Source organism: Austwickia chelonae, assembly GCF_003391095.1.
In the GTDB taxonomy this organism is placed as follows: Bacteria; Actinomycetota; Actinomycetes; order Actinomycetales; family Dermatophilaceae; genus Austwickia; species Austwickia chelonae_A.
Window position 1 is genome coordinate 660,261 of record NZ_CP031447.1, and the last position, 12,627, is coordinate 672,887.

At 64.6% G+C, this 12,627-nt stretch carries 12 protein-coding genes; 7 read left to right on the top strand and 5 right to left on the bottom strand.

The window, feature by feature from the left end; genetic code table 11:
* From DX923_RS16585 to DX923_RS02970, 3 genes are all read left to right on the top strand, one after another.
* Complete coding sequence (locus DX923_RS16585; RefSeq protein WP_240322715.1) at nt 1-801, top strand: nuclear transport factor 2 family protein; 801 nt, start codon at nt 1-3, stop codon at nt 799-801.
* 320 nt (nt 802-1,121) lie between these two features.
* On the top strand, nt 1,122-1,922 hold the full coding sequence (locus DX923_RS02965; protein WP_162872740.1) for a hypothetical protein: 801 nt from the start codon (nt 1,122-1,124) through the stop codon (nt 1,920-1,922).
* Between the two features lie 54 nt (nt 1,923-1,976).
* The gene (locus DX923_RS02970) at nt 1,977-2,150 is read left to right on the top strand and encodes a hypothetical protein (RefSeq protein WP_162872741.1); all 174 of its coding nucleotides are present in this window, start codon (nt 1,977-1,979) and stop codon (nt 2,148-2,150) included.
* Between the two features lie 88 nt (nt 2,151-2,238).
* On the opposite strand, the gene DX923_RS02975 is transcribed toward DX923_RS02970, so the two are convergent.
* The 3 genes from DX923_RS02975 to hemG all read right to left on the bottom strand — a co-directional run bounded on the left by DX923_RS02975 (nt 2,239) and on the right by hemG (nt 5,797).
* Nucleotides 2,239-2,841, bottom strand: coding sequence for a superoxide dismutase (locus DX923_RS02975; RefSeq protein WP_116112580.1), 603 nt, complete (start codon nt 2,839-2,841; stop codon nt 2,239-2,241).
* 164 nt (nt 2,842-3,005) lie between these two features.
* A complete protein-coding gene (locus tag DX923_RS02980) occupies nt 3,006-4,211 on the bottom strand; it encodes a TIGR04053 family radical SAM/SPASM domain-containing protein (RefSeq protein WP_116112581.1) in 1,206 nt (401 codons plus the stop codon).
* Nucleotides 4,208-5,797: a protoporphyrinogen oxidase gene (hemG, locus tag DX923_RS02985; protein ID WP_162872742.1), complete on the bottom strand. Its 1,590-nt coding sequence runs from the start codon at nt 5,795-5,797 to the stop codon at nt 4,208-4,210. Before hemG ends, DX923_RS02980 begins: the two co-directional genes overlap by 4 nt.
* 221 nt (nt 5,798-6,018) lie before the next feature.
* Here hemG and DX923_RS02990 point away from each other — a divergent pair, with 221 nt between their 5' ends.
* The 3 genes from DX923_RS02990 to DX923_RS03000 are packed head-to-tail and all read left to right on the top strand — an operon-like array spanning nt 6,019 to nt 9,081.
* The gene (locus tag DX923_RS02990) at nt 6,019-6,903 is read left to right on the top strand and encodes a phosphatase PAP2 family protein (protein WP_116112584.1); all 885 of its coding nucleotides are present in this window, start codon (nt 6,019-6,021) and stop codon (nt 6,901-6,903) included.
* A gap of 49 nt (nt 6,904-6,952) precedes the next feature.
* Nucleotides 6,953-8,290, top strand: coding sequence for a Mur ligase family protein (locus tag DX923_RS02995; RefSeq protein ID WP_116112586.1), 1,338 nt, complete (start codon nt 6,953-6,955; stop codon nt 8,288-8,290).
* Nucleotides 8,287-9,081: a type 1 glutamine amidotransferase gene (locus DX923_RS03000; protein WP_116112587.1), complete on the top strand. Its 795-nt coding sequence runs from the start codon at nt 8,287-8,289 to the stop codon at nt 9,079-9,081. Before DX923_RS02995 ends, DX923_RS03000 begins: the two co-directional genes overlap by 4 nt.
* A 97-nt stretch (nt 9,082-9,178) precedes the next feature.
* Here DX923_RS03000 and DX923_RS03005 read toward each other — a convergent pair whose 3' ends face one another.
* Both DX923_RS03005 and DX923_RS03010 read right to left on the bottom strand, forming a co-directional pair.
* Complete coding sequence (locus DX923_RS03005) at nt 9,179-10,321, bottom strand: lysylphosphatidylglycerol synthase transmembrane domain-containing protein (protein WP_116112589.1); 1,143 nt, start codon at nt 10,319-10,321, stop codon at nt 9,179-9,181.
* 77 nt (nt 10,322-10,398) lie between these two features.
* Nucleotides 10,399-11,310: a PIG-L deacetylase family protein gene (locus DX923_RS03010; protein ID WP_240322717.1), complete on the bottom strand. Its 912-nt coding sequence runs from the start codon at nt 11,308-11,310 to the stop codon at nt 10,399-10,401.
* A 153-nt stretch (nt 11,311-11,463) separates the two neighbouring features.
* On the opposite strand from DX923_RS03010, the gene DX923_RS03015 reads away from it, so the two are divergent.
* On the top strand, nt 11,464-12,627 hold the full coding sequence (locus DX923_RS03015) for a glycosyltransferase family 4 protein (RefSeq protein ID WP_240322718.1): 1,164 nt from the start codon (nt 11,464-11,466) through the stop codon (nt 12,625-12,627).

Here is a 12,627-nt window from a genome sequence, read left to right on the forward strand (position 1 = left end):
ATGATCCTTGGCAGACGCCCGCAGGTCTTGATCAATCTGACGGTGATCGGGGTCAATCTGCTGGTGCTGCCGAACTGGTTCTCGCCGGGGCGTTTCCCGCTTCAGGCGAGGCTCGCCTTCGTGGCTGTGCATGTGGTGTTGATCGCCCTGTGCTCGTGGTGGTTGTCACAAGCACTGGGCGTCAACCCGTTCACCCGCCGTCGACACCCGGTCTACACCCCGTACGCCTTGGATCCCGAGGCGGGAGATCTCCCCACCGACCGGTCTGGAAAAGAGTCTTCGGGGAAGAGGAACAGCAGGGACAACTGGGGGAGATCGGGGGACTTCCGCGAGTTCGATCCGCACGAGGAAGAACCCGACCCGCCGACAGCTCATGATCGTGAACTTGCCCACCCTGGAGCGGACGGAGCCGTAGCGTGTACCTCCATGAGCGAGGGACACACGTCAGATCAGCGCCGACGGACGGTTCAGCGTTACTACGACGCTCTCGACCGCGATGACCTGGAAGCGGTGTTGGAGTGTTTCTCCGGTGACGTGCTCTACCGGAGGCCGGGCTATCCGGTGATGACCGGTTCCGAGCAGCTCCGGGCGTACTACAGCGAAGAACGCCGGCTGGCCCGTGGCCGCCATTCGGTCCGGAACCTACTGGTCGACGGCCAACAGGTCGCAGCCCAGGGCACCTATGAGGGGGAGTTACGGGAAGGCGATCGGATGACGGTCGACTTCGCGGCCTTCTTCGTCATCGACGGCAACGACCGGATCTGTGAGCACGCTACGTATTTCTATGTCGCGCATGTCTGAGTTCGTGACTGCTGGTAGCTCGTCGGGTGATTGTTCATCCTCTTTGTCGAGCAGGTGGTCTCCGCGACCGACTTCGCACCGTCTGTCCGCGTTTTTTGCACAAAAAGCAATAAGTGGATCATTCGCTGAAAGCTATTAAATTTTTTTTTCGGAACCAAGCTCTTTCTTGCTCATGGCATCTTCGGTTGGCGTATTGTGCTGAACGGGTGTATCAGTTTGTGGGTTTTACTTAAGTATTTCGAGCTGCTGGGTTGTCGGAATGATGCCTGTCGATGATGTGTGCATGCCGCGTGGGCGGGCGTGATTTCGAGTTCAGGAGAATGATCCGAGAGTATTTGAGCTGGGGGAAGAAGATGAAGATCGGCAAAGCGATCATCTGTGGAGCAGTGAGTGCTTCGATCGTCATGGGGGGAGCCACTGCCAATGCGGCAGTGTTTGGATCGAGTGATTCTTCTCGGGCAGGAGTGGTGGCGAGTGGGAGTCTTGCTTGCCCTCATGAGAGTGATGAGGTTGTGAGCTTCGACAGGATCGAGGATGTCGCTTTAATTGAAAATCTCAAGGGTAAGGTGGGGAGTGGGATCAGGTCGGGAGAAATCCGTCTCACGGCAGACCTGAAAGACTTTGACTTCTCGGCAGTGAGGGTTTTTGAAAACAAAGCCAGCGGTAAGCAGTCTACGGCGGTCATGGTTCCTGCGGTGGAGGGGGAACGGAGCTTGATGAGTGGAGTCACTGCTTTCTATGAGCAGGGACGCCTGGCGGGTTATAGTGAGCTTCACGTTACTCGAAATGAAAATGGTAATTTCCAATTGTTGACATCTGTAGACGGAGGCGTTGCCGAGAGTAAAGATAGTGGAATTAAGTGGTTCTCCGACAGGGAGATGTTTACTGAAAGTGCTGTACTGGGGTCGAGTGGCTGGATGAGTAATATGGATAAATGCCTTGCGACGACTCTGGGAATATCTGGCGGCGCGGCTGTTCTTATCGGAGTGCTCTGTAAAGCCAACTGCGGAGTGGCTGTTACTAATGTACTTTCAATGTCGGTGTGTGCTGCATGCGTCGGTGGGGTCATTGGGTTGGCCGGGAAGTCATTTAATGCCGCCACTAGGTGTTTTTCACTCTGAGGTGGATCTAGTCGTATGAGGTGCCTATTCCAGGTTTTTGCATCAGTAGCTTCGATGCTGGCGGTGCCCTTGGGGGCGTGGCTCCTGGCGTGGAATGGGGAGTCGGGTTGGGTGCGCATCGCCCCCTTGGCCGGTGCGGAGGCCTTCCTCCTGATCTGCCTGATCATCCTGGCGTTATGCGGCGCCAGTCTCTCCACGGAGAGCAGCGAGCAGCAGAACCCCGTCTGAACACCACGACGGGCCGGAACGACAGCGCGGGAAGACCCGCGACATCGCCCCGGCCCGTCGAGGCGAACTGGTGGATGCAGACCGCTCGTCAGGCAGCCGTGCCGCGCGCAGCAGCGAACCGGCGGGAGACGTCGTCCCAGTTGACGATATTCCACAGCGCCGAGACGTAGTCGGCCTTCACGTTCAGGTACTGCAGGTAGAAAGCGTGCTCCCACACGTCGAACACCAGCAGCGGGTCGGCACCGAAGTTCACATTGCTCTGGTGGTCGTAGTGCTGGCTGACGATGAGACGGCCGTCAAGAGGCTCGTAGGCGAGCATGCCCCAACCGGAACCCTGGATGGTCGTGGACGCCGCGGTCATGTGGGCCTTGAAAGCCTCGAAAGAACCGAAGTCCTTCTGGATCGCCTCGGCCAGCGGGCCGGTCGGCTCACCGCCGCCCTCGGGGGAGAGGTTCTGCCAGAAGATGGTGTGCAGAGCGTGCCCCGACAGGTTGAAGGCCAGCGTCTTCTCCAGCCCGACGATGGCGCCGAAGTCGTTCTTGTCCCGTGCGTCGGCCAGCTTCTCCAGGGTGTCATTGCACCCCTTGACGTAGGTGGCGTGGTGCTTGGCGTGGTGCAGCTCCATGATCTGGCCGCTGATCGCCGGCTCAAGGGCCGCGTAGTCGTAGGACAGGTCGGGCAGGGTGTACATCATGCCTCCTGGCATCTTGTGAGCGGTGCCCCACACACCCTAGTCGGGGTGGGGAAGAGTTGCGACATATCACCTTTCACCCGAGGTGACATGTCATCCACTTCCGAACGTATCAGGGCCGGCCGGTGTGCCCCACATCTCGACAGGGCCGGAAAGCCCTCGGATCAGGCGTGGGCATGCCCCGGACGCCGGACCGTACGCATCGCCGAAGGCACGTACACGCAGGTCGGATCCGAACCCAGGATGTCGCCGGTCACCGCATAGGCGTGCGACCGCGACCCGCCGCAGACCTCGTTGAACTCACACACCCCGCACTTGCCATGGAACTCCTCGGGATGCCGCAACGAGACCAACAGCGGATCGGTGCGGTAGATCTCCGGGAAGGGTGTCTCCTTCACATTCCCGCAATGCTGCGGGAAGAAACCGGAGGGGTAGACCAGACCGGTGTGCGAGATGAAAGCGAAACCACGACCCGAATTCACATCGATCGGCGGCCGGGGCTTACGGCGCCGCACCGTCGCGTCGCCGAGCAGATCCGCCGTGGCCGCGCGCAACCGCCGGTACAGATCGCCGTGCGGCACCTGCGAGGAGGTCGTTTCACCCTCTTGTGCCCTGGCCCGCATCCGTGCCCGCTGAATGGCGACCCGACGATAGTGCGGTGCCTCCGTCGTCTTCACCGCGATGAGATCGGAGACATCGTGCAACCAGTGGAGGACGTCCTCGGCCTCGGCCGCGCTGAGCGTCTGCAGCGCGGAGCCACGTCCGGTCGGCACCAGGAAGAAGACACTCCACAGCGATGCGCCCAGGGAGTGCACCAGGCGCAGCAGATCAGGCAGTTCCTCCACGGTGTCCCGCGTGATGGTCGAGTTGATCTGCAGGCGGTAACCCAGCTCCTTCGTCCATGCCGCAGCCTGCACGGTCGCATCGAAGACACCGGGAACCCCGCGGAAACCGTCGTGGACCTCAGCGCGGGCGCCGTCCAAGGACAAGGAGATCGCATGGACGCCGCTGTCGCGGAAGACCTTCAACGACTCCGGAGTCATCTTCGGCGTGACCGACGGCGAGAGCGCCATGTGCAGGCCCAGGTCAGCCCCGTAACGGACCAATTCGGGCAGATCGGCACGTTCGAAGGGGTCACCGCCGGTCAACACCATGATCGGATGGGGCTTACCGAAGGAAGCCACGTCGTCCAGCAGAGCCTTGCCCTGCTCGGTGGTCAGCTGATCCGGGTGCGCCGACTTCTGGGCGTCGGCTCGGCAGTGCTTGCACACCAGCTGGCAGGCGCGGGTCGTCTCCCAGATGACGATCATGGGTCGTTCGCCGGCGTCATGATGCAGATGTCGGACGACGCGCTCGGGCGTGACGGTCATGAGGCCTCCTCGGCATCGAAATGTCTGACCAGCCGCTCGGCCGCGCTGTTCGCCGACGCGATGCACGCGGCCAGGCCGATGCCGTCGTAGGAAGCACCGGCGAGCACGACCCCGGGGAGGTGCTCGTCGATCTCCGCCCGGATGTCGGCGACCCGGTCGAGATGCCCCACCGTGAGCTGAGGCAGCCCCTGAGGCCAGCGTTGCACGTGGACGATGGCGGGGGCCACCGACAGCCCGGTGAAGGATCGCAGATCTTCCAGGAGTCGCGCGACCAGGCTGTCGTCGTCGAGCCGGTCGACCAGGTCCTGGCCATCACGCCCCGCGGACAACCTCACCAGGTGGAGGTCGCCGCCGCCGTGCTGCGGCCATTTGGCCGACAAACTGGTCATCGCCTTCAACAGGGTGCCCGTCGTCGACGGCACGAGAAGCCCGTTGGCCTGCAATGCCGGAACATCGGCCACGTCCTGGGTCGGGAAACCCAGGAGGACGGTCACCGTGGAAGAGATCCGGGTCTGGGCGAGAGTGTCCGCCGCGCGGGGGAGCACCGGTTGCAGCAGCTTCCGCGCCGCCGTCGCCGGGACGGCCAGGACGACGGCATCGGCCTCGGCGACGCCCTCGCTCGTCGTCAGCCGGTAACGCTGCCTCCCGGGGTCGCTCTCGGGGCCACCGGGGACGGCTTCCACGGTGTCGACCTGTGCGCCGAGGACGACCTCGACCTCGACATCGGTCAACAGGCGGTCGACCACTTCGTGGAGACCGCCCTTCCAGGACAAGAAGTCCATCCGAGGGGCAGGGCGCGCAGGCGCCGGGGCGAAGGCTTTCGGCAGTGCGCCGACGATCTTTTCCCGACGATCTGCCGGAAGGCGTCGTGTGACGGTGCCGACAACCTGACGGGGGAGATCGCCCAGGCGCAGCGGCATCAATGAACGCCCCTGCGATGCTGCGGAAACCAGGGTCGGAGTGGTGGCGCGCAGACTGAGCTGGTGGACATCGCCGGAGTGCAGCCCGCCCAGCAAGGGGTCGACGAAACGGTCCACCACCTGACGGCCGAATCTGCCGGCGACGAACTCGCCGACGGCGATGTCCTGGCCCGGGCCGAGCGGGGGCGTCGACCGCAGCCGAGCAGCCACAGGTTCCAATCCGGCCCGGAACAGGCCGGCCATCGACATGACCCGGCTGGCCAGGACCGGACGTAACCGTGTCGGCCCGGCCGGACCGACACCGGAGGGAAGCCGACGTCGTCCGCGGGGCGTCCACAGGTAGCTCTCTCCGGAACGGGCGACGATGCGTTCGTCGAACAGTCCGAGTTCTTTCAACAGAGCTATTCCGTGCGGTGCCATCGTGTGCATGGCTTCTGCGCCCAGGTCGACGGGCATGCTCGCAGGAGCTGGATCGTCCTGGTCCGAGGAGGTCCCGTGGCCGGTGGATGGGATCGGGACATGCACGGTGAGGATCTGCCCGCCGAGTCGACGGTCGCTCTCGTACAGGGTGACCCGGTGACCGGCCAGGGCGAGCCGACGGGCGGTGGTGAGCCCGGTGATGCCGCCGCCGATGACGACGACATGTCGGACCTGCGAACCTTCCATCTGTCGGTCCTTCCCTCCTGCGCATCCTCTCGCCCTCCTGCGAGCCGGTCTGCCCGACAATCCTAGGACGGAGGCCTGTCGGCAAAGCAGGAGGATGCTCGCGCAGGTCATATCCGGTGTGCGATGACACCGGGCGGACTGCTGTCGGGACCCTGACACTGGATCAATCGTTCCCAGCTGGTTCACAGGAAAGGGGAAGGTCCGTCTCCCACCATGGCGTCATGGCCAGTCTTCCCACCCGCGCTGTGTCCGCGGTCCTCCCCGGTGGGCGTAAGGCCAGGGGTGCGGCCGTCGGATACGGATTCGTGCTCATGGCGTCGGCGCTCGTCGTGATGGCATTCCTGGTGCGTTTCTTTCTCCATGACGCCCGCGGGCAGGAGCTGGAGCGACGAATCATGCGGGGAGTCGGAACGAGTTCCCTCATCGACCAGGTTCTCCAAAGCGGTTTGGAGCTGGTCAGCGTCGGAGCGATCGTGCTCGCCCTGGTCGCACTGGCGGTTTTCGCGGTGATGCGTCGACGGGCAGACCTCGGCCTGGGGGCGGCGATCCTCGTCGCCGGAGCGAATATCACCACCCAGGTGCTGAAGTACGGGGTGCTGGAACGATCCGACTTCGGGTTCTCCCGCCACAACTCGCTGCCCAGCGGGCATGTCACCGTGATCACCTCACTGCTGATCGCGGCGGTCCTGGTCCTGCCCGCAGCCTGGCGTCCGATGCTGGCCCCCGCAGCAGCCTTCCTGGCCACCGGGGCAGGCGTGGGCACCATCGTGCTGAGTTGGCACCGTCCCAGCGACGTCATCGCCGCCTATGCGGTGGTGCTGTGGTGGGTGGGCGCCATCGTGGCCTGTCTAGCGCTGGCCTGGCGGCAACAAGGCCCTGTTCCCAGAGGGCTGTGGCGCCCCTTCGGCTATGTCGTCGGAGGCTTCCTGGCCGTGGTCGTGGCGGCGGTCCTGATGCTCGTCTCAGGGGTCTCCCCCCGGCAGGGAATGTACGACCTCGCACTGGGACTGGCGGCACTCCTCCTGGTGGCCCTGTGCTGCGCGGCGGTGATCAGCCTGGCCGCTTACGCCACAGACCTCCTCGGCGACGACCGCGGGACCGGCTGAGTTATCGATGGTGAGTGGTGCTCGCTAGGGTGTGAGCGTGTTGAGGACCATGACCGCCGTCGCTGCCGGCAAGGCCGCCATGCTCGCCGCTCGCGTGCGTGGAGGAGGATCTGCCCTCCCCGGCCTGATCGTCGAGCGCATCGATCCGTCGTTCCTGGCCACATCCTTGTCCCGAGTCAGGGGCGGGATCGTGGTCGTCAGCGGGACGAACGGCAAGACAACAACGACCAAGATGCTCGCCGAAGTACTGCGAGCACATGACAAAGAGGTGTTCAGTAACCCGACGGGGAGCAATTTCACCCGCGGCGTGATCTCCTCGCTGCTCGGCAAGGTGGGTGTCGATGGACGGATCCACGCGGACTTCGCCGTGGTCGAACTCGACGAGGCCCACTCGATCCCCTTCGCCCAAGCTGTTGCCCCGACCCACGCCCTGCTGCTCAACGTGGCCCGCGACCAGCTCGACCGGTTCGCGGAGATCGACCACACCGCTGAGCTCCTGGCCCGTCTGGCCAGTTACACCACCACGGGGTTCGTGCTGAACCGGGACGACTCCTTCATCTCCCGGATCGCCGGACGCCTCGAAGAAGCCCCGCGATCGCAGCGGCCGGTGCCTCCGCGGATCGGTTACTTCGGTGTCCACCCGGAGATCGCCGACCGGCTGCCGGAGCTGCTGGAGGCAGACCTGCGCTCGGACGAGGAGACGGCGCTGCCCGACCTCGGCGCGGGTGACGGGCTTCTCCGCCCGATCGACGAGAACTCCTTCGAGATCCTCTTCGGGGACGGCAGCAAGGTCGGTCCTCTCGAGCTGCGCCAGCGAGGACTGGCAGCCATGATCAACGCCACCGCGGCGACGACGATGGCACGGCAACTGCTCGGTGCCGAATTCGACGTGGCCGCTGCGGAACGCGCGCTGCGGAATGTCGCTCCGCCCTTCGGTCGCGGCGAGGTCGTCGACGTCGACGGGCAGCCTCTGGAACTCGTCCTGGTGAAGAACCCCGCCGGGTTCACCGTGGCCCTGGGCACCTACGGTTCCTCACCGGTGGCCACCATGATCGCGATCAATGACGACTATGCCGACGGGCGCGACGTCAGTTGGCTCTACGACGTCTCCTTCGACTCCCTGGCCGAGCGGGGCGTGGCCATCACCAGTGGTGTCCGGGCCTACGACATGGCTTTGCGTCTGCACTACGACGACATCACCACCTACGCCCAGGAACCTGACCTGGAGAAGGCCCTGGAGCAGTTCCTGGAGACCTACCCGAACGAACCCAAACGGATCTTCTGCACCTACACCGCGATGATGGCCCTGCGGCGGATGCTCGCTGCTCGCTACGGGCTGGCCGCGATCGGTGAGGACAACCCCGGGAAGAGCGAGAGGCTGGCATGAGCACGCAGGATGTGGTGGTCACTCACCCGGAGGGGGAGAGCAAGGGCACCGTGGTGCTGGTGCACATCTACCCGAAGGAGATGAGCATCTACGGTGACCTGGGCAATACCCGGGTCCTGCAGCGTCGGCTGAACTGGCACGGGTACAGCTGCCAGCTGCACCGTCACCACCCCGGAGAGGACTTCCCCGAGGACGCCCACATCGTGCTGGGCGGCGGCGGCCAGGACTCCGGGCAGGCCAGGGTGGAGTCCGACCTCGAACGCAACGGACCGGTGCTGAAGGCCTTGGCCGACGACGGCTGCCCGATGCTGATGATCTGCGGCATGTATCAGCTTTTCGGCAATGCCTTCGTGACGCTGGAGGGGCGGCGGTTGCCAGGTCTGGGCATCCTCGATGTCACCACGACCGGGAACACCACCCGGATGATCAGCCCGGTCGTCCTGGAGACCGACTACGGGAAGATCGTCGGCTACGAGAACCACTCCGGCGCCACTGTCCTCGGACCGGGCCAGCAGCCCTTCGGCCGGGTGCTCCACGGTTATGGCAACAACCCTGAGGACGGGACGGAAGGGGCGCACACCAACCGCGTCTTCGGCACCTACCTGCACGGTCCGATCCTCCCGGCGAACCCGGTCTTCGCCGATGCCCTCATCGCCGACGCCGTCGAGCGCGGGCTGGGCCGTCCCTTCGACGGGGAAGACATCGACGACACCCTGGCGCTCCAGGCCCGGGAACGGCAGATCACCAGGCTGCTGTCCGGTAAGGAGAAACGAGACCGCAAGGGTGCTTGACCGGACAGACGGCAGGAGCTGCCTCTGCGCACACCCCTCAGCACATGGTCGTGGGCCGCACCGGAAGAACATCGGTGCGGCCCACGACCATGTCGGCTCAGTGGAAGACCGGGAGAGGCCCGGGCGGCGGATCGTCCGGGTCGTCCTCTTGTCCGACCTGGTAATGCCGTCGAGTTGCCGTCCACGCACCCGCGGACAACAGCCCCAGGGGGATCTCCAGGATGTGGCTGTAGATCGCGAAGAGCACCACCGAGGCCGCTGCTGCCGCATGATCGGCACCGAAGGCGATCATCAACCCCGCCGCCAGCTCGGTGACTCCGATGCCGCCGGGGGTCACCGGGACCATCGTGAGCATCCGCGAGAGCGCATAACAGGCGAAGGCCTGCGACCAGGGGAGGTCGATGCCGAAGGCGGTCATGCACTCGCGGAAGAGGAAGAAGTAGATCCCGAGGAAACCGACGATGCCTAAGGTCAAACGGACCCACCCCGGCCGGATCACATGGATGACCCTGGAACGCATGTCGACGGCGACAGCCTCGACGTCCTGGTGGTACTCCTTGCGGAACAGTCGCAGCATCGGCTTCACCACGCGGTCAAGCGCACGGCCGATCCGGTGGGCTCCTTTGTCCGACGCGATGATCCCCACGGCCAGGGAGACCATGACCGCGGCAACTCCGACGGCGCCCCAGCCGCCGACGACGATCAGATGGGGAAGGTCGGTGGCGCCGTCGGCCAACAGCCACAGGATGGCGAACATCGGGAGCAACGCTCTGACCAAGAGATTCCAGATGGTCGTGATGATCAGAGAGGTGCCGATGTTGCGGTGGCTGAACCCCCAGGACCGGAAGATCGCGTACTGCGCTGCGACACCCATCGCGCCTCCACCGGGCATCGCATTGGAGACCCCGGAACCGCACAGGTTCACGATGAGCGCCGGCGTATGCCGCAGGCCGGGCAGCGATGCGGACAGGGTGAAGGTGTAGGAGTACAGGCCGCCCATCATCAACATGAAGAGAAGGAAGGCCTTCGCCCAGCCGAGGCGTTGCAGCTCGGCGAGGATCTGGGTCCACGAGGTGTGGGTGATCCAGGGCAGGACCCAGCCGAGCAGGAAGGTCGCTGCACCGAGACCGACAACGACTTGCACCAGGCGGGTGAACCGGTCCTTCGCCCTCGTCCGGCTCGCATCCTTCGAGGGGTCGGGTTCAGGGTTGGTGCTCTTCGCCGGTTCAGCGTGCTCCACGAGACCCCCCGATCATGACGGTGTGCCGGCAACGGCTGGGCAAAGCAGCGGCTACCGAAGCGGTGATGGGTAGCGGGCTACAAACCCGCGAAGACGTCCCTTTCGAGAGTACCTGCAGATGTCCGGAAGGTCGGATATCTGTAGGGGCGTCGTCTGGCGATCGGTTCACCGGGTGCCAGGCCGGACGCATCGGCGAACCATTCTCGCCCGAAGGCCAGGGCATAGACCGGTGCGGGGAGACGGAGGAATGCGGCCAGGGTGCGATCCGCTCCTGCATCCGCCGCTGCTTGCGAGGCATGAGCCGCCATCGACGCCCGCTTGGCGGCGATCTGACGACGGACATCGATCCGGAAGGTGATCTCCTCCCGCGGAGAATAGGAACGGCGAAAGGCCGCCGGGTCGAAATCGGACGGATAGCGGTATACCTTGCCCACGAGTTCTACCGTCCTGGCGATCAGCTCACGGGGGACGGTGGCCTCCAACAGCCGTGGCGTGCCAGCGATCAGTGCGGCTCGCCGGGCCACCTCGTGCACCCGCACATGGTCCCGATGGCCGTATCCGCCGTTGGCGTCATAACCGAGCAGGACCTGTGCCTGCTCAGCTTGCAGGATCTCCACCAGCCGGTCGACCACGTCCTGCGGGTCTGCGCGCAGGAAACGTTCACGACCAGGTGGATCCGGGGGGAGATCGCCGGTCATTCCTGAATCGGCATAACCCAGGTGGATGACCTCCGACACCCCTAGAGAAGCTGCGCTGGAGCGCAGCTCGTTCAACCGACGTTCGCCGAGAGTGCGCCCGTCGGAGTCCCGGTAACTCTGCGACGTCATCCCCTGATCGCCGTCGGTGGCCACGACGAGCACCACCCGGTGTCCTCGCGCAGCAGCCTCAGCGAGAGTGCCCGCTTCAAGGAGGGCTTCGTCGTCGGGATGGGCGTTGAAAGCGACCAGGGTGTGACTCATGGAGACGATGATGACGGACGGCACGGACATCCGGCATCCCCGGTGTGTCGGATGCCCAGCTGCGGGGCTCGCCCGGGCAATTCACCTGATGATCAGCGAATGTCCTGAAAATGGTTGCTTTTTGGTTGATTCTCCGAGTGCTGACTCCTGTTCGAGCTCGGTGATGTGTGATCCTTGGGCATTGTGAAGATCGCCCTGTTGTCCGACTGCTACCTGCCACGTCTGGGTGGGATCGAGGTTCAGGTTCGTGATCTCGCCTACCATCTGCTGGCGGCGGGGCACGAGGTCGAGGTGTTCACTGCCACCCTCGGTGACCACGACGAGCGCGGCGGTGTGGTCGAGATCGTGGACGGCCTGCCGATCCACCGGATGGGCATCGAACTTCCCGGACGGCTACCGATGAACCCGCTGGCCGCGCGGGAGATGAAACACCGCCTCACCGTCGGCTCTTTCGATGTCGCCCACGTCCACATGGGCATCACCAGTCCGTTCACCGTCGACTGCACCCGAGTGGCCCTGCAACTGGGGCTGCCGGTGTCCATGACCTGGCACTGCATGCTCGGCCCCGCCGAACCGCTCTTCCACATCAGCCGGATCGCCCGGATGTGGGCACGCTGCGGTGTCGCGATGAACGCGGTCTCCCGGGTCGCCGCAGGGCCGGTGCAACGAGCTCTGGGTCCGTGGGGCACCTGCCACGTGCTGCCCAATGGCATCGACGCTTCGACCTGGTGGAGGGAACCGGACGATCAGACAGCCTTGGAGCCACCCTCCCGGGACAGCGAACTCCAGGTGGTCTCGGCGATGCGCCTGGCGAACCGTAAACGGCCGTTGCCCTTCCTGCAGGTGATGCGACAGGTGCGGCAGATGATTCCCGAGGTTCCTTTCCGGGTGACGATTCTCGGCGAAGGCAGACAAGGGTCGTTGGTCCGGGCCTACGTCAAGCGTTACGGCATGACCGACTGGGTGGACCTGCCTGGCCGAGTCAGCCGGCCCGAGCTGCTCAACCTCTACCACAGCAGTCATATCTATGCTTCACCGGCAAAGTTGGAGTCCTTCGGCATCGCTGCTCTGGAGGCCCGCTGCGTCGGACTGCCTGTGGTAGGCCGAGCGACCAGCGGATGCGTGGAGTTCATCGAGGACGGGATCAACGGATTCCTGGCCGAGGACGACAACCGGATGGCCGAGGCCATGGCCCGGCTGTTGTCGGACCACGACCTCAGGGAAAGCATGTGGCACCACAACATGACCCAGCCTCCGCAGCACGACTGGCCGAGAGTCGTCGAGCTGACGATCGAGGAGTACCGTCGGGCTGCTGCGCTGCGTGGGCTGACCCTGGCCGACCGGTGA

What these genes read in the sequence shown, in the direction of transcription:
- DX923_RS16585 (WP_240322715.1), top strand. Translation starts at nt 1, where the DNA reads ATGATCCTTGGCAGACGCCCGCAGGTCTTGATCAATCTGACGGTGATC.
- DX923_RS02965 (WP_162872740.1), top strand. Translation starts at nt 1,122, where the DNA reads ATGATCCGAGAGTATTTGAGCTGGGGGAAGAAGATGAAGATCGGCAAA.
- DX923_RS02970 (WP_162872741.1), top strand. Translation starts at nt 1,977, where the DNA reads ATGCTGGCGGTGCCCTTGGGGGCGTGGCTCCTGGCGTGGAATGGGGAG.
- DX923_RS02975 (WP_116112580.1), bottom strand. Translation starts at nt 2,841, where the DNA reads ATGTACACCCTGCCCGACCTGTCCTACGACTACGCGGCCCTTGAGCCG.
- DX923_RS02980 (WP_116112581.1), bottom strand. Translation starts at nt 4,211, where the DNA reads ATGACCGTCACGCCCGAGCGCGTCGTCCGACATCTGCATCATGACGCC.
- hemG (WP_162872742.1), bottom strand. Translation starts at nt 5,797, where the DNA reads ATGGAAGGTTCGCAGGTCCGACATGTCGTCGTCATCGGCGGCGGCATC.
- DX923_RS02990 (WP_116112584.1), top strand. Translation starts at nt 6,019, where the DNA reads ATGGCCAGTCTTCCCACCCGCGCTGTGTCCGCGGTCCTCCCCGGTGGG.
- DX923_RS02995 (WP_116112586.1), top strand. Translation starts at nt 6,953, where the DNA reads ATGACCGCCGTCGCTGCCGGCAAGGCCGCCATGCTCGCCGCTCGCGTG.
- DX923_RS03000 (WP_116112587.1), top strand. Translation starts at nt 8,287, where the DNA reads ATGAGCACGCAGGATGTGGTGGTCACTCACCCGGAGGGGGAGAGCAAG.
- DX923_RS03010 (WP_240322717.1), bottom strand. Translation starts at nt 11,310, where the DNA reads ATGTCCGTGCCGTCCGTCATCATCGTCTCCATGAGTCACACCCTGGTC.